The sequence below is a fragment of the Streptomyces sp. NPDC037100 genome (assembly GCF_055606225.1).
The window spans coordinates 209,481-228,404 of record NZ_JBVJSX010000007.1 but is presented as its reverse complement, the minus strand read 5'-3'; the positions used below and the strand labels follow the sequence as shown (position 1 = coordinate 228,404).

Below are 18,924 nucleotides of genomic sequence, written 5' to 3'. Positions count from 1 at the left end.
GGCCCGCCGGTCCCGGGCCCGGGGTGCGTCAGAGCACCGGCAGGATCGCCGGCATCAGGTCCTGGAAGGTGCGGCCGTTGGCCGGGTTGCCCAGGGCCGTCATCGTCCAGCCCTGGCCCGAGCGGTGGACCTTGGCCATGATCTGGGCCGTGTACTGGCCGCCGCCGGCGAGCGTGTAGCGGGCGAGCTCCTGGCCGTTGGTCTCGTCGACCAGGCGGCAGAACGCGTCCTGCACTTCCTGGAAGGTCTGGCCCGTGAAGGAGTTCACGGTGAAGACGATCTGGTCGATGTGGACCGGGACCCGTGCGAGGTCGACGAGGATCGCCTCGTCGTCGCCGCCCTGGCCGACACCGCCGACGAGGTTGTCACCGGTGTGGCGCACCGAGCCGTCGTCGCTCACCAGGTGGCGGAAGAAGACGACGTCGACCGGCTGCTTGTCCGCGAACAGGACGGCGGAGGCGTCGAGGTCGATCTCCCGCGTGCGCGAGCCGAACAGGCCGCGCCGGGGAGCCGCCTGCCAGCCGAGACCCATGCGAACCGCAGTCAGGCTGCCACCGTCGTTCTTCTGCAGACTGATGGCCTGACCCTTGGTCATGTTGACGGTCACGCGCTGATTCCCCTCTCGAACGTCCCCTGTTGCCGCGTGGTCGCGGTTGACCAGAACCCTACGCAGGGGCACTGACAGCGACGTACCCCGGTCCGCACTTTGTGTCGGTCTTGCAACACTGCGCGTACGCGGCACGCTGTCAGGCCAGGCCCGCCTCCTTCATCTGACGCAGTTCCTTCTTCATCTCGGAGACCTCGTCGCGCAGCCGGGCCGCGATCTCGAACTGCAGCTCCGCGGCGGCGGCCCGCATCCGCGCGGTCAGGTCCTCGATCTGCCCGGCCAGTTCGGCCGCGGGACGATCGGTCGGCACGGTCTGAGCGGCCTTGCCCTTGCCCTTGCCCTTGGCGGACTCGCCGTTGCCGGCCGCCTTGCCGAGGGAGGGCACGGGCGCCTTGGTGCCCCCGCCGTCCTTCTTGGCCTTGCGGTAGCCCGAGCCGAGCAGCTGCTCGGTGTCGATGTCCTCGCGGGCGATCTGGGCGACGATGTCGTTGATCTTCTTGCGCAGCGGCTGAGGGTCGATGCCCCGTTCCGTGTTGTACGCGATCTGCTTCTCACGGCGCCGGTTGGTCTCCTCGATGGCCTTCTCCATCGCCGGAGTGATCTTGTCGGCGTACATGTGGACCTGACCGGACACGTTGCGCGCGGCGCGGCCGATGGTCTGGATCAGGGACGTGCCGGAGCGCAGGAAGCCCTCCTTGTCGGCGTCCAGGATCGCCACCAGGGACACCTCGGGCAGGTCGAGGCCCTCGCGCAGGAGGTTGATGCCGACCAGCACGTCGTACTCGCCGGCGCGCAGTTCCCGCAGCAGTTCGACGCGGCGCAGGGTGTCGACGTCGCTGTGCAGATAGCGCACCTGGATGCCCAGCTCCAGGAAGTAGTCCGTGAGGTCCTCGGCCATCTTCTTGGTGAGCGTGGTGACCAGGACGCGCTCGTCCTTCTCCGTGCGCAGCCGGATCTCGTGCACCAGGTCGTCGATCTGACCCTCGGTGGGCTTGACGACGACTTCCGGGTCGACGAGGCCGGTGGGGCGGATGATCTGCTCGACGAAGCCGTCCGAGCGGGACATCTCGTAGGTGCCCGGGGTGGCCGACAGGTAGACCGTCTGGCCGATGCGCTCCTGGAACTCCTCCCACTTCAGGGGGCGGTTGTCCAGGGCGGAGGGCAGCCGGAAGCCGTGGTCGACGAGGGTGCGCTTGCGGGAGGCGTCGCCCTCGTACATGGCGCCGATCTGCGGGACGGTGACGTGGGACTCGTCGATGACGAGGAGGAAGTCGTCCGGGAAGTAGTCCAGCAGGGTGTTGGGCGGGGAGCCGGGCGAGCGGCCGTCGAAGTGCATCGAGTAGTTCTCCACGCCGGAGCAGCTGCCGATCTGGCGCAGCATCTCGATGTCGTACGTGGTCCGCATGCGCAGACGCTGGGCCTCCAGCAGCTTGCCCTGCTTCTCCAGCTCGGTCAGGCGCTCGGCCAGTTCCTTCTCGATGTCGTTGACGGCCCGCTCCAGGCGCTCGGGCCCTGCGACGTAGTGGGACGCCGGGAAGACGTAGAGGTGCTCGTCGTCGCTGATGATCTCGCCGGTGAGCGGGTGCAGGGTGGACAGCGCCTCGATCTCGTCGCCGAACATCTCGATGCGGACGGCCAGCTCCTCGTAGACCGGGAAGATCTCGATCGTGTCGCCGCGGACGCGGAAGGTGCCGCGGGTGAAGGCCATGTCGTTGCGCGTGTACTGGATGTCCACGAAGCGGCGCAGCAGCTCGTCGCGGTCGATCTCCTCACCGACCTTGAGGGGGACCATGCGGTCCACGTACTCCTGCGGGGTGCCGAGGCCGTAGATGCAGGAGACCGAGGCGACCACGACGACGTCACGGCGGGTGAGCAGCGAGTTCGTCGCGGAGTGGCGCAGGCGCTCGACCTCCTCGTTGATCGAGGAGTCCTTCTCGATGTAGGTGTCCGACTGCGGGACGTAGGCCTCGGGCTGGTAGTAGTCGTAGTACGAGACGAAGTACTCGACGGCGTTGTTCGGGAGCAGCTCGCGGAACTCGTTGGCCAGCTGGGCGGCCAGCGTCTTGTTCGGCGCCATCACGAGCGTGGGGCGCTGGAGCTTCTCGATCATCCACGCGGTGGTGGCGGACTTGCCGGTGCCGGTCGCGCCGAGCAGCACGACGTCCTTCTCGCCCGCCTCGATGCGCCGGGCGAGGTCGGCGATGGCTGTCGGCTGGTCGCCGTTCGGCTGGTAGGGGCTGACGACCTCGAAGGGCGCCACCGTGCGTTCGATCTTTGAAACGGGCCGCATGGGTTCCACCGTACGACCCCGCACTGACAACGGGCTCTGATCAGCGGTTCTGCGGGGTGCGGGACACCCGGTGCTCCACGGTGCGGCGGGGGCGGAACCGCAGGCGGTGGGCGGAGTGGCGGACGTGGGTGTGCGCGGGGATGCCGGGCTTGTGCTCGGCGGGGACGACGGTGGGCTTCCCCATGACCATCAGCGGGTCGAACATCACCACCACCCCCGCCAGGAGCAGGAAGGCGAGCGGGCCGACCAGCATGGGCGCGAGCAGTGTCGCGGGCGACTCCCCCGTCGTGGGTTCGGCCGTGCCGTGCAGGTGGACGCTGAGGGCGGCCATGCCCGTGTAGTGCATGCCGCTGACGGCGAGCCCCATGACGAGGCTGGCGCCCACGCTCCACAGGAAGCCCCTGACCTGGCCGGCGGCCCACAGGGCGGCGGTGGCGGCGCCCATGGCTATGGCGACGGAGATGCCCACGGTGACGGTGTTGTACTCCAGCTTTCCGTCCAGGCTCATGCTGGCCATGCCCAGGTAGTGCATCGACGCGATGCCCAGGCCGGTGATGGTGCCACCGGTGAACAGGGCCGTACCGCGCGCGCCCTTGAAGCCGACGATGAAGATCCCGATGCCCACCATGATGATCGCGACGGCCAGGCTCGCGAAGGTCATCGCCTTGTCGTAGTGGATCGGGGTGCCGCGGACCGCGAACCCCATCATGGCGACGAAGTGCATGGTCCAGATGCCGGAGCCGATGGCGGCGGAGCCGAGGGCGAGCCAGCCGGGGCGCCAGGACTGGGCGACGAGCATGGATCTCGTGGTGCACCGCAGGCCCAGCGCGCCGCCGAGGCAGGCCATGAAGTAGGCCACCAGGGGTGTGACCAGGCCGTAACTGAATCCGTCGACCGTGCCCTGCATGCGCGGCTGCCCTTCCCGCCCTCGTACGTCCCGGAATTTCTGATGTGCGCCCCCCTCCCAGGACCGCACGAGCGGTCAGGGTTGACGCAGAGAGTATGACCCCCACCGGAATGGTCGAACGACTTTCCGGCAAAGAAACACGGCCTTGCCGCAGTTGTGCGCTACCAGTGAGCGGAGTTGGGCGATCTCCGTTCAGGGTGTGGCCATCCTGCGCCCCTCTCGCGTTGACCCTCTGCTGTCACAGTTGTGCTGTCTGTGATGTTGCCGTTCGCTCGTCGCGAGGAGTACGCATGCACGCGCGCGCTGTTGCCGCCTCGACCACCGCACTCCTGGGGACCGCCGCCCTGCTGTTCCCCATCTCCCCCGCACAGGCCGCGGGCGTCGGCACGTCCCCGCTGGTCATCGGGCACCGGGGGGCCTCCGCGTACGCGCCGGAGAACACCCTGGCCTCCGTCGACAGAGCTGCGGAGCTGGGGATCCGCTGGGTGGAGAACGACGTGCAGCGGACGAGGGACGGAGAGCTGGTCGTCATCCACGACGACAACCTCCGGCGCACCACCGACGCCGAGGAGGTGTTTCCCGACCGGGCGCCCTGGAAGGTGGAGGACTTCACCGCCGCGGAGATCGCCCGTCTGGACGCGGGCAGCTGGTTCGGTCCCGCGTACGCGGGCGCGCGCGTGCCGACGTTGGAGCAGTTCGTGCACCGCTTGGAGCGTCATCGTCAGAAGTTGCTCCTGGAGATCAAGAATCCGGAGCTGTATCCGGGCATCGAGCGGCAGACGTTGAAGGTCCTCGGCAACGAGGGCTGGCTCGACCGGTCGCACCTGGCGGGCCGGCTGATCGTGCAGAGTTTCAGTGCGGACAGCGTGCGGACGGTGCACGAGCTGAAGCCCGGTGTGAAGACCGGCCTCCTGGGGACGCCACGGGTGCCGGACCTGCTCGACTGCGCCGAGTACGTCGACCAGATCAACCCCTCCTACAGCTCGCTCTCCCCGGCGTATGTGTCCTCCGTCCAGGCGTTCGACGGAGCGCACGGCAGGCCGATGAAGGTCTTCGCCTGGACGGTCGACGATGCGAAGACGGCCCGGCGGGTCGCCGGTTACGGCGTCGACGGGATCATCACGAACAAGCCGGACGTGGTGCGTGAGGCCGTGGGCGGCTGACCCGGCGTTCCGCCCTCGCGGCGTTGTCAGTGGCGGGTCCTACTGTGGGCACATGGACAGCCGAGAGCAGGTCGAGCCGCACGTCGTGTGGGCGGTCGTCGACAGCGGGATCGGGCCGTTGCTGCTGGCCGCGAGCCGGGACGGACTGGTCAACGTCGTGTTCCACGCCACGCAAGCGGTGCGGGACCGGGCCGTCGAGCGGCTGGCGTCGCGGCTGGGCACCGAGCCCGTCGAGGCCCCCCGCTCCCCGCTGCTGGCCGAGGCGATACGCCAGTTCGAGGCGTACTTCGCGGGTGAGCGGCGCGACTTCGACCTGCCTCTGGACTGGTCGCTGATCTCCGGCTTCAACCGGGAGGTCCTGCGCGAACTGGCCTCGGGCGTGCCGTACGGCCAGGTCGTCGGATACGGCGACCTGGCCGGCCGCGTCGGCCAGCCGGGCGCCGCCCAGGCCGTGGGTATGGCGATGGGCGCCAATCCGCTGCCGGTGGTGGTGCCCTGTCACCGGGTGGTGGAGAGCGACGGCGGGATCGGCGGCTTCGGGGGCGGTCTGGAGACCAAGCGGAGGCTGCTCGCCCTGGAGGGGGTGCTTCCCGAGCCGCTCTTCTGAAAGCCGCCGCTCCTCTGCAACCCGATGGGTTCCGGGCTCGGTCAGTCGTAGTGCCGGGCCTCGAAGACGTTGCCGTCCGGGTCGCGGAAGTAGAAGCTGCGGGTGGCCTTGCCCTGGGCTCCGAAGGAGCCGTGCGCGAGGTCCGACATCGGTACGGAGCGTTCCTCGAGACGGCTGAGGAGGGCGTCGAAGTCGCCACGGGCCAACGACAGGCAGACGTGGTTGACCGGGTGCCCCGCGCTGTCGGCGGAGCCGGGCAGCACCGTCATGCGTTCCGCGTAGCTCACAGGCATGAGGTCGAGGATGGTCTCGCCGTTGACGCGCACGGAGGGGAACGGCACCTCACCCGCCGCGAATTCCGCGAGCCGGACCGCCTCCAGGCCGACGGCCTTCTCGTAGAAGTCGGCGGCGGCGAGCGGGTCGCGCACCCAGAGGACGACATGGTCGAGACGAGGTATGTGATCGGTCATGCCACCAGGCTCGTGACGACTCCGGCTGCCCGCAAGGGTTTGGCCCGGTCCTCCGCTCGCCAGAGATGAGGGAAGACGACTGGCCGACTGACAGGAGGCAGGCGCGTGGTGCTGGTGGTGTCCGAAGAAGTGCGGGAGGCGATCGACGCGCGCCGGCCCGTCGTGGCCCTGGAATCCACGATCATCGCCCACGGGCTGCCGCGGCCGCGCAACCTCCAGGTGGCGCTGGAGCTGGAGACGGCCGTACGGCAGGAGGGCGCGGTGCCCGCCACGATCGCCGTGCTGGACGGGCGCCCGTGCGTGGGCCTGGACAAGGAGCAGCTGGAACGGGTCGCCGGCGAGGACGGGATCCGCAAGCTCGGCCACCGAGACCTGCCGCTCGCGGTGGCGACCGGGGCGAGCGGGGCGACCACGGTGTCGGCGACGGCGCTGCTGGCGGCGCTGGCGGGCGTACGGGTCTTCGCGACGGGTGGGCTCGGCGGAGTGCACCGGGAGTGGACGACGACGCAGGACGAGTCGGCCGACCTGGGGCTGCTGGCGCGCACCCGCATCACAGTGGTGTGTGCCGGGGTGAAGTCGATCCTGGACGTGCCGGCGACGCTCCAGCGGCTGGAGACGCTGGGGGTCGCCGTGGCCGGTTACGGCACCGGCCGGTTCCCCGGCTTCTACCTCTCGGACTCCGGGCATCCGGTGGACTGGACGCTGGAAACGCCGGGGCAGGTGGCGGACGTCATGCGGGCCCAGGACGCGCTCGACGGGCCCGAGTCGGCGCTGATCGTCGCCAACCCGGTGCCCGAGGACGAGCAGCTGGACCCGGATCTGCACGCGCGGGTGCTCGCGCAGGCGCTGCACGCGTGCGCGCAGGAGGGCGTCACCGGCCAGGCGGTCACTCCGTTCCTGCTCGACCACCTGATGCGGCACACGGACGGCGCTTCCCTGAGCGCCAACCTGGCGGCGGTCCGGGGGAACGTACGCCTTGCGGCACGGATCGCGGCGGCCTGGTCCCGGGCATGACGGCGGCCGGCGACGCGGGGCCGGGAGGGGGAGCGGGCTCCGGGAGCGGGGGCGCCGAGGTGGGCCGGGGGTTGCTGGTCGTCGGGGACGTCGTCACGGATGTCGTCGCGCGGCACCGAGGGCCGCTCGTGCCCGGCACGGACACGGCCGCCTCGATCCGGACGGTGGCCGGCGGGGCGGGCGCCAACGTGGCGTGCTGGGCGGCCCACCGGGGAGCGGCGGACGTACGGCTGCTCGGACGCGTGGGGGCGGATGCGGCGGCCTGGCACGAGCGGGAGCTGGTCGCCCAGGGGGTGCGTCCGCGGCTCGTCGTCGACCCGCTGGCGCCGACCGGCACGGTGATCTGCATGGTCGACGGGGACGCTTCAGCGGAACGGACGTTCCTCACCGACAGCGGTGCGTCGGTGCGGCTCGGACCCGCCGACTGGTCGGACGCGCTGCTCGACGGCGTGGCCCGGCTGCACCTCTCGGGCTACCTGCTGTTCTCCGACCCCAGCCGAGCCCTGGTGGCGGGGGCCCTCGGAGCCGCACGCGCGCGGGGCGTGCCGGTGAGCCTGGACCCGGCTTCGGTGGGCTTCCTGGCGGAGCTGGGCGCCGAGCGGTTCCTCGAGCTCGTCGAGGGCGTGGACGTGCTGCTTCCCAGCCGGGACGAGGCGTGCCTGCTGACGGGGCTGGCGGACGCGGCCGAGGCGGCGGCCGAGCTGAGCCTGTGTGTGCCGCTGGTCGTCGCCAAGCAGGGCCACGAGGGGGCGCTGGTGGCCCGCGGGGGGAAGGTGAAAGCCCGCGTTCCGGCCGTACCCGCGACACCCCTGGACACCACGGGGGCGGGTGACGCCTTCACCGGCGCGTTCCTCGCCGCCCTGCTCGCGGGTGCCGGGCCGGAGGACGCGGCCGCGGAGGGCTGCCGGGCGGGCGCGCGAGCGGTGGAGCAGGTGGGCGGCAGACCGCCCGTGCCGGGCTGACGACCCCCACCGCTCCTGCTACTGCTTACGCCCCCACGCCGAGATCATCGGTGCCGTCGTCAGATCGAGCGCACCGGACGTGACGTTCTCCAAGTGCCGGTCGATGTCCTGGTCCGTGGCGAGGCCGGCGGTGACGAGCTGGTCGCGGACCTGGCGGATCGTGACGGACTCCAGGGCCGCACAGGCCGGCGAGGCGAGCGGGAAGTAGGCGTCGGCGTGGACCCGGGTCAGTCCGGCGTTGCGGAGCAGCCGCGGCAGGGTGCGGCCGTAGGGCAGGTCCGTCCCGCGGTCGGCGAGCAGTCGGCGCAAGCCCTGCCGCAGCCGGTTCGCGAGCTGCTGCTCGGGGCCGTACTCGTCGGGGCAGAGAAGGGGCTGCAGCGCGGGATCGGCGTCCTCGACGAGGAGCCGCCCGCCGGGGCGCAGTGCCTTGGCCATGGACCGCAACGCCCCTTCCCGGTCGGCCACGTGGACGAGGGCGAGGCGGGCGTGCACCAGGTCGAAGCCCTCCCCCGGCGGCTCCTGCGCGCCGAGGTCGTGGAGCCGCACCTCGACCGGCGGCCGGGCGGCGGAGGCGAGCCGGGAGGTGTCGGTGTCGGTCGCGACGACGCGTCCCGTAGGGCCGACCTTCTTGGCCAGCCAGGACACCACCGAGGTGCCGGCGCCGACCTCCCAGCACCGCCAGCCGTATCCGATGCCGAGCGCTTCGAGGTGCCGGAACGTCGTGGGGTCGAAGAGGGCGGCGAAGGCACTGAAGTGCTCCGCCGCCTCGGTCTGCCGGTCGGCCAGGAGGTACCCGTCGGTTCGCGTCATACGGCGATCATCCCATTTGTCCGACTTGCACTCAGCCGTCGACGCTCCGGCACGGAGCGCGCGTCGGATGCTTTCGTGGCGGAGAGCCATCGGGGCTTCCCCACGAGAACCACCCGGTCCGGACATGCGTCCATACGGCAGGGCCGCGGCGCCTGCGTGTCGTTCGTCCACAGGCGGGAACGAAGCGGAACGGGCCTTGTCCACAGGCTTACCCGCAGCTCACGCGGGCCTGGCAGACTGACGCGGCAAGGCGCAGGAACGGCGCGAGAAGTTCCACGCAAGGAGATCCGGATGTCCATGGCAGGGAATCTGCGGAAGGTCACTAGCCTCGGCGGGGTCGGTGGTCTGCGCAAGGTGGCTCGGCTGGCCCGGCGACGTCCGCGCGTCGATCTGAGCCACCCGGCCCGGTCCCCGCTGGGCTCCTCGGTGGTGAACTGCGTGACGTACCGGGAGGGTGTCCGCATCCCCGCGCGCGGCGATCTGGTGGACACCGTGGAGCGGGTGCGCAAGAACCGGGAGGGCTTCGTCTGGCTCGGCCTGCACGAGCCCACGGACCAGGAGTTCGCCGGCATCGCCGAACTCTTCGACCTGCACCCACTGGCCGTCGAGGACGCGATCGAGGCCCACCAGCGGCCCAAGCTGGAGCGCTACGGCGAAACGCTCTTCGCGGTGTTCAAGACGGTCTGCTACGTCGAACACGAGGAGCTGACGGCCACCAGCGAAGTGGTGAACACCGGCGAGATCATGGTGTTCGTCGGCGCGGACTTCGTGATCACGGTGCGGCACGGCCGGCACGGCTCGCTGGGCCCGCTGCGCGAGGAGCTGGAGTCCGATCCCGGCCAGCTCGCCAAGGGCCCGTCGGCGGTACTGCACGCGCTCGCGGACCATGTGGTGGACGACTACCTGACGGTCACGGACTCGGTGCATGCGGACATCGACCAGGTCGAGGCGGACGTGTTCTCGGAGAGCGGCGCACGCACCGACCCGGGGCGCATCTACCAGCTCAAGCGTGAACTGCTCGAGCTGAAGCGGGCGGTGGTGCCGCTCAGCCGACCACTGGAGGATCTCGCCACCCGGCCGATCCGGGTGGTCGATCCGGAGATACAGGCGTACTTCCGCGACGTCTCGGACCATCTGCTGCGGGCGAAGGAGCAGATCGCCGCCTTCGACGAACTGCTCAACTCCATCCTCCAGGCGCACCTCGCGCAGGTCACGGTCGCACAGAACGAGGACATGCGGAAGATCACGGCGTGGGCAGCGATCGTCGCCGTGCCGACGATGGTCTGCGGGGTCTACGGCATGAACTTCGACCACATGCCGGAGCTGCACTGGCGGTACGGCTACGGCATGGTCATCGGCGTGATATCCGTCGCGTGCCTCGCCCTGTACCGGGGGTTCCGGCGCAGCGGCTGGCTCTGACACCGGCCGTGGCCTGCGAGGGGCCCCAACGGCGCGTGGCAGGCGCCTTCGGGGTGATCGAGGTGGTCAGTGCACGGCGGTCGTGGCGTAGACGCTCTCCGCCCAGGAGGCGATCTGGTCCTTCGCGAGATGCCGGGCCAGGTCGGCTTCGCTGATCATGCCGACCAGGCGCTTGTCCCGGATGACGGGCAGCCGGCGGATCTGGTGCTCCTGCATCTCGTGCAGCACCTCGCCGACATCGGCGTCCGCGTCGACCCAGCGGGGCGTGCCCTTGGCCATCTCGCCCGCGGTCATCCTGGCGGGGTCGTGGCCCATGGCGACGCAGCCGACGACGATGTCGCGGTCGGTGAGGATGCCGCAGAGCCGCTCGTTCTCGTCGCTGATGGGCAGGGCGCCGACATTGAGTTCGCGCATGAGCTGGGCGGCGCGGTCGAGTGTTTCGTGAGCGGGGATCCACTGGGCGCCGCGGTGCATGATGTCTCCGGCGGTGGTCATGGCGTACCTCCCGGTGCCGGACGGCCGGCGCGGAGCGGGACGCACCGCGAGTCCCGGCGCCCTTCATTCTCGCCGCGCAGCCGGATGCCCGCACACGGAAAACCGCCGGCCTGCTGCTGGGCACGGAACACGGCTCGGCACCGAACACCGGCCGGTCTCAGCCGTTCCACGCCGGATGACGCGGGTCGTCGGCCCGTACCAGGACATCCGCCGTCCCCACCGGGTCCGTCTCGTGCTCGTAGCGCTCGAAGGCGGGGAGTGTCCAGTGCTCGGCCTCGGGGGTGCGGCGGCGCAGGGCGCCCCGGGAGAGCAGGACATGGACGCTCAGATCGAAGGGGAACCAGTGCCGGAGGAGGAAGGGACCGTGCATCAACAGCACACCGCTGGGCGGGAGTTCGACGTAGGGGCTGCGAGTGGCACGGTCGGCGGCCGGGTCCCACAGGTCGGGCAGGACGCGGCCGTCGCCGTCGGCTTCGAGCGGGCCGAACACCTCGCGCCACAGGGCTCCCGTGTCGTACCAGCCGCTGTAGTAGGCCTCGACGTCCTGGTGGCCGTACTCCAGCCGTACGGAGGCGGGACGCAGAAAGCCGTCGGTGCCCACGACGAGGGAGGAGCGGCCTCGTATGCGCAGCGCCTCGCAGACGCGGCGGGCGAGGTCTCCCGGGCGGGCGGCCGGGGCGCCGTCGAAGGCGATGCGGGGCCAGGGGCTGCCGTCGGCGGGCTTCAGATCGAGCAGGCGTTCGGCGAGCAGGTCGCCGAGCCGTTCCCAGGTGATCGCTTCGAGTCGCACACGGCCCATGATGCGTAAGGCCGGGGCAGGAGGCGTCCCGCCGGCCGGCGCCACGGCGGAGCAGCGGCCGGATCGCCAGGGTCCGTCCCGAAGTGTGCAGTTCGAGCCGCCGTCACGGGGAATGCATCAGACATGGTCCCCCGCGCCTCGCTCCCGCTCCGCACCGGACTCCTCGTCTTCCAGCCCCTCAAGCGGCGGTACTGCGCCGAGTGCCGACGGGGGCCGCTGCCGCTGCTGGTCCTGGAGGACGGCACCCCGCGCTGCCTGGACTGCGCCGATCTCGCGCATCTGGTGTTCCTGCCGAGCGGCGACACCGCACTGACCCGCAGATCGCGGGAGGAGAGTGCGCTGTCGGCGGTGGTCGTGCGGTTCGACCGGCGCAAGAGCCGGTACGAGCGGCAGGGTGTTCTGGTCGAGGAGGCGGCGCTCGCGCGGGCCGAGCAGCGGTGCCTCGCGGACGCCGAGGCGAGACGGCGACGCCGGGTGCGGGACGCGCGGCGGCGGGCGGCTCAGGACGCCCTGTTCGCCCAGGCGTTCGCGACGGAGATACTCCGGCTCTTTCCGGGGTGCCCGGCCGATCGGGCGCGGGCCATCGCCCTGCACGCCTCGGAGCGGGGCAGCGGACGGGTGGGCCGCAGCGCGGCGGGACGTGCGCTCACCGAGGGTGCGGTGACCGCGGCTGTCGTGGCGTCCGTACGGCACCTCGACACGCCGTACGACCGGCTGCTGATGAGTGGCGTGCCGCGACACGAGGCGCGGCGGCGGATCGCGGCGGCGGTGGCGACGGTGCTGAGGGGATGGACCGCGGCGGGACTCGGTTCCGCGGGGTGATGTGAGGCTCCCGGCGCGAGTGAGACTCCCGGCGTGTGTGAGGCTCCCGGCGTGTGTGAGGCTCCCGGCGCGCGGAGCCCCCGCGCGTCCGCCCCGGCCGTTCCACGGACCGTGAGGAGTGGGCCGTCCGGCGGTCCGTGGACGTGCGCTTATGGCCCCGCGCCGCTCGGCCATGGTCACTGTGCTCGTACGGGATTTCACTTGTGGTGAGGCAGGGTGCCGGGCAGGATCCCGGCTCGACGGGTGGGAGAGGGACATGATCGGCGGACCGTACTTCGCGCTGACGGTGCTGGGGGTGCTCGGGACCGGCCTGGTGGCCGGGGTGTTCTGCGGGTTCTCGGCCTTCGTGATGCGGGGCCTCGGCATGCTGCCGCCCGCGCAGGGGGTCGCCGCGATGAACGCGATCAACGTGGCCGCGGTGACTCCGCCCTTCATGGTCTTGTTCCTCGGGTCGGCCGTGCTGTGCGCGGTGATCGCCGTGGTCACGTTCGTGCTGTGGCCGGACGAGGGGACGGTGGAGCTGCTGGTGGGCAGCGCCTTGTACCTGTTCGGGTCGTTCGGGCTGACCATGGTCGCGAACGTGCCGCGCAACGACGCACTGGCCGGGCTGGAGCCGGACACACCGGAGGCGGCGGCGTACTGGCCGGTGTATCTGCGGGAGTGGACGCTGTGGAACCACGTCCGCACGGCCGCCTCGGCCGGGGCGGCGCTGGCGTACGTGCTGGCGCTCACCTGACGACCGGCGGTTCACCGGAATCCGGCGCCACGCGGCGACAGGCACGGGCCGGGAGGCGGACGTATCGTGGCGAAAGGAGTGCCGCACGACGCATTGAAGAGAGTGCGGCCGACGACGTAGGGCCCGTCACACGCGCACGCAAGGAAGACGGCCATGGCCGATCCCAAGGGTTTCATGACCACGCCCCGCCAGGACTGGCCGCGCAGGCCGGTGGAGGAACGGGCGCGGGACTGGGACGAGGTCTATGTCCCCGGGGCGCTGCTGCCGATCATCAGTGAGCAGGCCGACCGTTGCATGGACTGCGGCATCCCGTTCTGCCACGACGCCTGCCCGCTGGGCAATCTGATCCCCGAGTGGAACGACCTGGTCTCCCGGGAGGACTGGCGGGCGGCCTCCGACCGGCTGCACGCCACGAACAACTTTCCGGAGTTCACCGGCCGGTTGTGCCCGGCTCCGTGCGAGGCGGGGTGTGTGCTGGCGATCAACCAGCCGGCCGTCACGATCAAGAACGTCGAGTGTGCCATCGCGGACCGGGCCCGGGACGAGGGCTTCGCACCGCCGAGGCCGCCGGAGCGGCTGTCCGGCAAGACGGTCGCCGTGATCGGCTCGGGCCCGACCGGGCTGGCCGCGGCCCAGCAGCTGACGCGGGCCGGGCACACGGTGGCCGTGTACGAGAGGGACGACCGGCTCGGCGGACTGATGCGGTACGGCATCCCGGCGTTCAAGATGGAGAAGCACCATCTGGAGCGACGGCTGGAGCAGATGCGGGACGAGGGGACGAAGTTCCGGACGTCGACGGCGGTCGGGCGGGACATCGGGGCCGAGGAGTTGCGCACTCGCTATGACGCCGTGGTGCTCGCCACCGGGGCGACCGCCTGGCGTGAACTCCAGGTGCCGGGGAGGGAGCTGACGGGGATCCACCAGGCGATGGAGTACCTGCCGCTGGCCAACCGGGTGCGCGAAGGCGATCTGGAGACGTCTCCGCTGTCGGCCGCGGGGAAGCATGTGGTCATCGTCGGTGGCGGCGACACGGGGGCGGACTGTCTGGGCACGGCGGTCCGGGAGGGCGCGGCGTCCGTGACCCAGCTGGACATCTACGCGCTGCCGGACGCGGAGCGGGACGAGGACACCGAGCCCTGGCCGACGTACCCGATGCGGGTCTACCGGCTGTCCGCCGCTCACGAAGAGGCCCGTGACCTGCGGACCGCCCCGGTCGCGAACGCGGACGCGCGGCTGTTCGCCGCGTCCACGCTGCGCTTCGACGGCGACGCCCAGGGGCATGTGCGGTCGCTGCACCTGGTCGAGGTCGACGCGCGGCGCCGCCCGCTGGACGGCACCGGGCGGACGCTCCCCGCCGACCTCGTCCTGCTCGCCCTCGGCTTCTCCGGACCCAGCCGGGAGGACGGGCTCGTCGACCAGCTGGGGCTGGAGATGGAGCCCCGCGGGACGATCGCGCGGGACTCCGGATTCGCCACGAACGTGCCCGGGGTGTTCGCCGCGGGCGACGCGGCGCGGGGGCAGTCGCTCATCGTGTGGGCCATCGCCGAGGGGCGGGCGGTGGCGGCGGCCGTCGACCGTCATCTGACGGGCAGTTCGAGGCTGCCGGCGCCGATCGGGCCGTACGACCGGCCCATGGCGGTGTAGTCCGCCCTCCTGCGACGGACGATCACCGGCCGCCGCCGGAGATCACTGCCCGCCCACCGGAGGATCACCGCTCGTCCGTCCCCGCGACCTTCCCCGTCGACAGCGCCACCCGGTTCCACGTATTGATCGTGCAGATCAAAGCGATGACCTGGCCCAGTTCCCGCTCGTCGAACCGCGCGGCCGCCTGCGCGTAGACGTCGTCCGGGACGCCGGCGTCGGCGACGAGCGTCAGCGCGTCCGTGAGGGCGAGGGCCGCCTGCTCCCGCTCGGAGAAGAAGTGACGGGCCTCGCGCCACACGGCGACCATGTGCAGCCGGTCCTCGCTCTCGCCGGCCTTGCGGGCGTCGCCGGTGTGCATGTGGAGGCAGTACGCGCAGTGGTTGAGGTACGAGGAGCGGATCTGGATCAGCTCGACCAGGGCCGGGTCGAGGCCCTCGCGGGCGGCGGCGTCGAAGGCGATCAGGGCCCGGAAGGCCTTCGGGGCGGACATGCCGAAGTCCAGCCGGTTCGCCGTCCCGTGCGTGGTCTTCGTGCTCGTGTTCGTCGTCATGCCCTTCAACCTACGAGCCGGAAAGACCCGCTGTAGGGTGCATTTCCATGGTGGATTCGTGGGTCAATGCGGCGGAGCGGATCGGGTCCGACCTGCATCTGGAGCTGACCGGGCCGGGTGGCCGCCGGGCTGCGCTGATCCGGGCCCTGCGCGAGGCCGTCCGCAGCGGGCGGCTCGCTCCGGGCACACGGCTGCCGCCGTACCGCTCGCTCGCGGCGGACCTCGGTGTCGCCCGCAACACGGTGGCGGACGCCTACGCGGAACTCGTCGCGGAAGGCTGGCTCACCGCGCGGCAGGGCTCGGGCACCCGGGTCGCCGAGCGTGCCGAGCCGCTGCGCCCCGCCACCCGCGTGCCCAGGAAGCCTCCACGCGCGCGTGGCCCCCGGCACGACCTGACGCAGGGCACACCGGACGCCTCGGCCTTCCCGCGCACCGCCTGGCTGACCTCCTACCGGCGGGCCCTCCAGTCGGCGCCCCACGAGGTGTTCGGGCCGGGCGACCCCGCGGGGCGGCCGGAACTGCGGGAGGCGCTCACGGAGTACCTGGCACGCGCACGGGGGGTGCGGACCGCGCCGGGCCGGATCGTGGTCTGCTCCGGTTTCGCGCATGCGCTGCGGCTGCTGTTCGGCGGCGGCGTCCTGCGCGGGCCCTTGGCTGTGGAGGCGTACGGGCTCGGGTTCCACCGGGAGGTCCTGACCGCGGCCGGAGTACGGACCGTGCCGCTCCCCCTCGACGAGAACGGCGCACAGGTCGACCGGTTGGGACGCGAGCGGGCCGTCCTGCTCACGCCCGCGCACCAGTTCCCGACCGGCGGCCCGCTGCACCCCGCGCGCCGGGCCGCCGTGATCGACTGGGCACGCGCACGTGACGGACTGGTCCTGGAGGACGACTACGACGGGGAGTTCCGCTACGACCGCAAGCCGGTCGGCGCGGTCCAGGGGCTCGACCCCGAGCACGTGATCCACATCGGCTCGGTGAGCAAGAGCCTGTCGCCGGCGGTGCGGCTGGGCTGGATGGTGCTCCCGGAGCGGTACGTCGGCGCCGTGCTGGATGCCAAGGGCGAGCGCGAGGCGTGGGCGAGCGTCCTCGACCAGCTGAGCCTGGCGGACTTCATCGCCTCGGGGGCGTACGACCGGCATGTGCGGCGGATGCGGCAGCGGTACCGGGGCCGCCGCGACCGGCTCGTCTCGGCGCTCGCCGAGCACGCGCCGCACATCGAGGCCACCGGCATCGCGGCCGGGCTGCACGCGGTGCTGCGGCTGCCGCCCGGCACCGAGGCGTCGGCGGTCAAGGCCGCCGCCTGGCAGGGCATCGCCCTCGACGGTCTCGCCGCGTTCCGGCACCCGGAGACCGACATGCCGGCGGGCGACGGGCTCGTCGTGGGGTACGCAACCCCCTCCGAGCACGCCTACGGGTCGGCCCTGGAGGCGTTGTGCGGTGCGCTGCCGCCGCCATGACCGGCCCGATGCGGACCCTGGAAGACCTCGAAGCGCCAAGGTGTAGACCCGCCGGTGTCAACGCCCGTGGTCAGTACGCCTAGGCCTTGCGTCCGACCGCCCCGTAGCCGGGGATCACCCCGTCGTCCTGCCCGGGCACGGGCTCGCCCAGCTCGGGGTGCCAGCGGTGGGGCACCTCGACGCCGGGCGCGACGAGGTCGAGGCCGTCGAAGAAGCGGGTGAACTCCTCGCGGGAGCGCAGGGCCAGCGTGACGCCGGCGGCGCGCAGCTTCTCGGTGGCCGCCTTCGACTCCTGCGGGGTGAAGTCGGCGGTGGCGTGGGTCATCACCAGGTAGCTGCCGGAGGGCAGTTCGGCGAGCAGCCGGCGCACCAGGTCGTGGGCACCGTCCTCGTCGGAGACGAAGTGCAGCAGCGCGACGAGCGACAGCGCGACGGGCCGGCTGAAGTCCAGGACCTTCCTCGCGCCCTCCAGGATGGCGTCCGGGTCGCGCACGTCGGCCTGGAGGTACTGGGTCGCGCCCTCGTCCGTGCCGCGCAGCAGGGCCGCCGCATGGGCCAGCACGATGGGGTCGTTGTCGCAGTAGACGACCCGGGCGCCGGGCGCCGTCTCCTGGGCGACCTGGTGGAGGTTGGGCTCGGTCGGGATTCCGGTGCCGATGTCCAGGAACTGCCGTACGCCCGTGCGGGCCAGCCAGCGTGTGGCGCGGTGCATGAAGGCGCGGTTGACCCGGGCCATCACCGGAACCCTGGGGTCGAGGGTGAGCATCTGCCGGCCCATCTCCTCGTCGACCGGGTAGTTGTCCTTGCCGCCGAGGTACCAGTCGTACATCCGCGCGGGATGGGGTCTGGTCGTGTCGATCTGGACGGCCGACGTGGGGTCCTGCCCGGTCATGAGGCACTCCGTAAGGCGCAATGGGTGGTCAATTCAGCACCAGCGTAGGAAAGTCGAGACCAAGAGACGGCACGTACGCATCAGGACAGCAGGAAGTCCGCCTCGCCCGACTTCGCCCCCTCGATGAAGGCAGTCATCTCGTCGGTGGTGTAGATCAGCGCCGGTCCGTCCGGGTCGGTGGACTGACGGAGGGCGATCCGGCCGTCGGCGAGTTTCATCGCCTCCAGGCAGTTGCCTCCGTTCCCGCCGCTCCACGGCTTGTGCCAGCCTTCGCTGCCCAAGTCGCGCGCGGGCATGCCGTTGTAGACGTGTTTGCGCGGCTTGATGCGATCCATTCACAGCTCCTTGCGGAGATCCCGGAGGATCTCCTTCGTGCGATGTGCCGTAGCGGCCTGCGCCGCCATGCGGTCCATGACCTCGAGGTGGGTCGCCACCTCGGTGCGCGCGTCGAGATAGACCGCGCCGGTCAGGTACTCGCTGTAGACCATGTCCGGCAGTTCGGGCATGGCGAATCGGAACAGCACGAACGGCCCGTACGTGCCCGGGTGCGGTCCATTGGCGAACGGGGCGATCTGCAGCGTCACGTTGGGCAGCTTCGTGGCGTCGAGCAGCTTGTCGATCTGGGCCCGCATCACCTCCGGACCGCCGGCCGGGCGCCGCAGCGCGGTCTCGTCCATCACGACCCACAGCCGGGGCGCGTCCTCGCGGGTGAGCAGGCCCTGGCGCTGCACGCGCAGGGCGACATGGCGCTCGATGTCCTCGGGCCGCGTCTGGCCGATGGCGCCCGAACGGAGCACCCCGCGTGCGTAGTCCTCGGTCTGCAGCAACCCGGGGACGAAATGGGGCTCGTAACTGCGGATGACGCTCGCCGCACCCTCCAGGCTCACGTACATCGAGAACCAGCCGGGCAGGATGTCGTGGAAACGCTGCCACCAGCCGGGCCGGTTGGCCTCCTCGGCCAGCAGGACGAAGGCCTCGGCCTCCTCGTCGGAGATTTTGTAGGCCTTGAGGAGCAGTTGCAGGTACGGGATTTTGAGCGCGACCTCGGCCATTTCCATACGGCGGACCGTGGCGGGGGCGACGCGGAGGATGCGCGCGGCCTCCTCGCGCTTCATCCCGGCGCGCTCCCTCAGGTCCAACAGGCGTCGGCCGAGAACGACCTGACCGACCGTCGGCGCGGACCGCGGTTCACTCACGCTCCACCTCCAGGAAGAGTTCTGACGAGCCGGTCACAGAAGAACGCTGACAGCCCGGCGGCGCCATTCGAGGACCCTTTCGAA

20 protein-coding genes are annotated in these 18,924 nt (G+C 71.3%); 9 read left to right on the top strand and 11 right to left on the bottom strand.

Annotated features, from left to right (window positions below; genetic code table 11):
• Positions 1-28 precede the first annotated feature (28 nt).
• The 3 genes from ACZ7EG_RS24060 to ACZ7EG_RS24050 all read right to left on the bottom strand — a co-directional run bounded on the left by ACZ7EG_RS24060 (position 29) and on the right by ACZ7EG_RS24050 (position 3,804).
• Entirely contained in the window at positions 29-607 is a 579-nt protein-coding gene (locus ACZ7EG_RS24060; protein ID WP_471082457.1) for a TerD family protein, read from the bottom strand.
• Positions 608-746: 139 nt separating this feature from the next.
• Positions 747-2,897, bottom strand: coding sequence for an excinuclease ABC subunit UvrB (gene uvrB / locus ACZ7EG_RS24055; protein WP_471082454.1), 2,151 nt, complete (start codon positions 2,895-2,897; stop codon positions 747-749).
• A 40-nt stretch (positions 2,898-2,937) separates the two neighbouring features.
• Positions 2,938-3,804: an MHYT domain-containing protein gene (locus tag ACZ7EG_RS24050; RefSeq protein ID WP_471082451.1), complete on the bottom strand. Its 867-nt coding sequence runs from the start codon at positions 3,802-3,804 to the stop codon at positions 2,938-2,940.
• 290 nt (positions 3,805-4,094) lie between these two features.
• On the opposite strand from ACZ7EG_RS24050, the gene ACZ7EG_RS24045 reads away from it, so the two are divergent.
• Complete coding sequence (locus tag ACZ7EG_RS24045) at positions 4,095-4,967, top strand: glycerophosphodiester phosphodiesterase (RefSeq protein WP_471082448.1); 873 nt, start codon at positions 4,095-4,097, stop codon at positions 4,965-4,967.
• A gap of 52 nt (positions 4,968-5,019) precedes the next feature.
• Positions 5,020-5,574 carry a methylated-DNA--[protein]-cysteine S-methyltransferase gene (locus ACZ7EG_RS24040; protein WP_471082445.1) on the top strand — a complete coding sequence of 185 codons (555 nt, stop codon included), beginning with the start codon at positions 5,020-5,022 and terminating at the stop codon, positions 5,572-5,574.
• Positions 5,575-5,615: 41 nt separating this feature from the next.
• Here ACZ7EG_RS24040 and ACZ7EG_RS24035 read toward each other — a convergent pair whose 3' ends face one another.
• Complete coding sequence (locus tag ACZ7EG_RS24035) at positions 5,616-6,044, bottom strand: VOC family protein (RefSeq protein ID WP_471082442.1); 429 nt, start codon at positions 6,042-6,044, stop codon at positions 5,616-5,618.
• Between the two features lie 105 nt (positions 6,045-6,149).
• Here ACZ7EG_RS24035 and ACZ7EG_RS24030 point away from each other — a divergent pair, with 105 nt between their 5' ends.
• Together ACZ7EG_RS24030 and ACZ7EG_RS24025 are read left to right on the top strand one after the other, a co-directional pair.
• Positions 6,150-7,058: a pseudouridine-5'-phosphate glycosidase gene (locus tag ACZ7EG_RS24030; protein ID WP_471082439.1), complete on the top strand. Its 909-nt coding sequence runs from the start codon at positions 6,150-6,152 to the stop codon at positions 7,056-7,058.
• Entirely contained in the window at positions 7,055-8,020 is a 966-nt protein-coding gene (locus ACZ7EG_RS24025) for a carbohydrate kinase family protein (RefSeq protein ID WP_471082436.1), read from the top strand. The genes ACZ7EG_RS24030 and ACZ7EG_RS24025 overlap by 4 nt, the downstream gene beginning before the upstream one ends.
• 18 nt (positions 8,021-8,038) lie before the next feature.
• On the opposite strand, the gene ACZ7EG_RS24020 is transcribed toward ACZ7EG_RS24025, so the two are convergent.
• Positions 8,039-8,830 carry a methyltransferase gene (locus ACZ7EG_RS24020; RefSeq protein ID WP_471082433.1) on the bottom strand — a complete coding sequence of 264 codons (792 nt, stop codon included), beginning with the start codon at positions 8,828-8,830 and terminating at the stop codon, positions 8,039-8,041.
• Between the two features lie 291 nt (positions 8,831-9,121).
• Here ACZ7EG_RS24020 and ACZ7EG_RS24015 point away from each other — a divergent pair, with 291 nt between their 5' ends.
• Positions 9,122-10,249: a magnesium and cobalt transport protein CorA gene (locus tag ACZ7EG_RS24015; protein ID WP_471082430.1), complete on the top strand. Its 1,128-nt coding sequence runs from the start codon at positions 9,122-9,124 to the stop codon at positions 10,247-10,249.
• Positions 10,250-10,315: 66 nt separating this feature from the next.
• Here the strand turns inward: ACZ7EG_RS24015 and ACZ7EG_RS24010 are convergent, their stop codons facing one another.
• Together ACZ7EG_RS24010 and ACZ7EG_RS24005 are read right to left on the bottom strand one after the other, a co-directional pair.
• Complete coding sequence (locus ACZ7EG_RS24010; protein ID WP_471082427.1) at positions 10,316-10,744, bottom strand: CBS domain-containing protein; 429 nt, start codon at positions 10,742-10,744, stop codon at positions 10,316-10,318.
• A gap of 157 nt (positions 10,745-10,901) precedes the next feature.
• Entirely contained in the window at positions 10,902-11,543 is a 642-nt protein-coding gene (locus ACZ7EG_RS24005; protein WP_471082424.1) for a nucleoside/nucleotide kinase family protein, read from the bottom strand.
• Between the two features lie 123 nt (positions 11,544-11,666).
• On the opposite strand from ACZ7EG_RS24005, the gene ACZ7EG_RS24000 reads away from it, so the two are divergent.
• From ACZ7EG_RS24000 to ACZ7EG_RS23990, 3 genes are all read left to right on the top strand, one after another.
• On the top strand, positions 11,667-12,365 hold the full coding sequence (locus tag ACZ7EG_RS24000) for a DUF2293 domain-containing protein (RefSeq protein WP_471082421.1): 699 nt from the start codon (positions 11,667-11,669) through the stop codon (positions 12,363-12,365).
• A gap of 256 nt (positions 12,366-12,621) precedes the next feature.
• Positions 12,622-13,101 (top strand): anthrone oxygenase family protein, encoded by a 480-nt coding sequence (locus ACZ7EG_RS23995; RefSeq protein ID WP_471082418.1) that lies wholly within the window; start codon positions 12,622-12,624, stop codon positions 13,099-13,101.
• 153 nt (positions 13,102-13,254) lie between these two features.
• On the top strand, positions 13,255-14,745 hold the full coding sequence (locus tag ACZ7EG_RS23990; protein WP_471082415.1) for a glutamate synthase subunit beta: 1,491 nt from the start codon (positions 13,255-13,257) through the stop codon (positions 14,743-14,745).
• Positions 14,746-14,809: 64 nt separating this feature from the next.
• On the opposite strand, the gene ACZ7EG_RS23985 is transcribed toward ACZ7EG_RS23990, so the two are convergent.
• Positions 14,810-15,295 carry a carboxymuconolactone decarboxylase family protein gene (locus tag ACZ7EG_RS23985; RefSeq protein ID WP_471082412.1) on the bottom strand — a complete coding sequence of 162 codons (486 nt, stop codon included), beginning with the start codon at positions 15,293-15,295 and terminating at the stop codon, positions 14,810-14,812.
• Positions 15,296-15,342: 47 nt separating this feature from the next.
• Here ACZ7EG_RS23985 and pdxR point away from each other — a divergent pair, with 47 nt between their 5' ends.
• Positions 15,343-16,752: a MocR-like pyridoxine biosynthesis transcription factor PdxR gene (gene pdxR, locus ACZ7EG_RS23980; protein ID WP_471082409.1), complete on the top strand. Its 1,410-nt coding sequence runs from the start codon at positions 15,343-15,345 to the stop codon at positions 16,750-16,752.
• A 79-nt stretch (positions 16,753-16,831) separates the two neighbouring features.
• Here the strand turns inward: pdxR and ACZ7EG_RS23975 are convergent, their stop codons facing one another.
• The 3 genes from ACZ7EG_RS23975 to ACZ7EG_RS23965 form a co-directional block, all read right to left on the bottom strand.
• A complete protein-coding gene (locus tag ACZ7EG_RS23975) occupies positions 16,832-17,644 on the bottom strand; it encodes an SAM-dependent methyltransferase (RefSeq protein WP_471082406.1) in 813 nt (270 codons plus the stop codon).
• 80 nt (positions 17,645-17,724) lie between these two features.
• On the bottom strand, positions 17,725-17,979 hold the full coding sequence (locus ACZ7EG_RS23970; protein WP_033310663.1) for a DUF397 domain-containing protein: 255 nt from the start codon (positions 17,977-17,979) through the stop codon (positions 17,725-17,727).
• Positions 17,980-18,840, bottom strand: coding sequence for a helix-turn-helix domain-containing protein (locus ACZ7EG_RS23965; RefSeq protein ID WP_471082403.1), 861 nt, complete (start codon positions 18,838-18,840; stop codon positions 17,980-17,982).
• Positions 18,841-18,924: the final 84 nt, after the last annotated feature.